A 1,194-nucleotide genomic window follows, 5' to 3' on the forward strand; every position below is an offset into this window, starting at 1 on the left:
AAGATGTTATATTACATATAAATCTAAAATATCTTTTACATTTTGAACTATAATTTCTTTTATCAGATTTAAAATTTTATCTGAGGACCTATTTATTATTATAAATTTTTCATTATCAAAAAATGACTTGTTAAAAATTTCTTCTTTGAATGAATCTTGGTTTATAAGGACATCACTTTCTTCATATTGTCTCACATTTTTAGAGAAGGCAGGTTTAAAAACAGTATCTATTTTCTCTTCAATTAAGCCTGTGTTGGGACCATATAGCAAATAATAGTTGATTTTTTTTTGTAAATTATTTTTAAGTTCAAAGTGCTTTAAGATCATTTTAGATTTATATGTAATATAACATCTTCAATAATTTTATTAATTAGATTATCTTTCACTTCTTCTTGATAATTTACTAATTCAAATTTGTTGTCTTTATTTGAATAACTAAATTGTTCAATAAATGTTTTATTTAAAATATTTTTTTCTTTTTTACTAATGATAAGATTTAATGTAATCTGTGATTTATAAGACTCTATTTGTCCTTTAGAATTTTTTGATGTTACACTCTCCTCAAATGATGTTTTTAAAGAGAGACTATTTAAATTATTATCAAACTCATTTACTTTTAATGATAAAGAATTAATTATTTTTTTATTAATATTCTCATCTCCTTCAAGGGTGATTTTGTAGTACTCTTTCTCTGTTAAATTTTTATTTACATAAATTGGTTGATAACCACAGCTTACGATTAAAAAAAAAGAGAGTATTATAAATTTATTCATTTTTATTTTACTATATAGTTAATTAGTCTATTCTTAACATAAATAGTTTTTATTGCTTTTCCATCATAAAGATATTTTTCTATTATTTTTTTTTTATTGATCTGATCAATAATTTCTTCTTCATTGGTGTCCTTTTTAATTGAAATTACACCTCTTTTTTTGCCATTCACTTGAATTACAATTTCACTGAATTCGTCTTGTAAATATTTCTTTTCAACACTTGGCCATTTTATTTCATTTTCATATTCCAATTTTTCTAAACATTCACTTGCTAAATGTGGAACGACTGGCAGCATTGTTAGAATTATTTTCTCATAGTTATTTTTTAAATTTTTGTAATTTCTTTTATGTTCTATAGTTTTTTTAAAGAAACTATAAATCTCATGATAACTTGCAATAATAACATTATATCTAAATTTTT

General features: G+C 21.6%; 3 protein-coding genes. All 3 read right to left on the reverse strand.

Annotation, left to right across the window (positions count from 1 at the left end):
- Window positions 1-6: 6 nt before the first annotated feature.
- On the reverse strand, window positions 7-327 hold the full coding sequence (locus AMN95_RS05280; protein ID WP_075522916.1) for a DNA polymerase III subunit delta: 321 nt from the start codon (window positions 325-327) through the stop codon (window positions 7-9).
- Window positions 324-773: a hypothetical protein gene (locus tag AMN95_RS05285; protein ID WP_075522917.1), complete on the reverse strand. Its 450-nt coding sequence runs from the start codon at window positions 771-773 to the stop codon at window positions 324-326. The genes AMN95_RS05280 and AMN95_RS05285 overlap by 4 nt, the downstream gene beginning before the upstream one ends.
- A 2-nt stretch (window positions 774-775) precedes the next feature.
- On the reverse strand, window positions 776-1,194 hold a 419-nt coding region (locus AMN95_RS05290), incomplete at its 5' end, for a class I tRNA ligase family protein (protein ID WP_143323774.1).

It is taken from the genome of Candidatus Pelagibacter communis, from assembly GCF_001180185.1.
In the GTDB taxonomy this organism is placed as follows: Bacteria; Pseudomonadota; Alphaproteobacteria; order Pelagibacterales; family Pelagibacteraceae; genus Pelagibacter; species Pelagibacter ubique_F.

Bases quoted from the DNA above. Each gene is read 5' to 3' on its own strand.
- AMN95_RS05280 (WP_075522916.1), bottom strand. From the start codon at position 327: ATGATCTTAAAGCACTTTGAACTTAAAAATAATTTACAAAAAAAAATC.
- AMN95_RS05285 (WP_075522917.1), bottom strand. From the start codon at position 773: ATGAATAAATTTATAATACTCTCTTTTTTTTTAATCGTAAGCTGTGGT.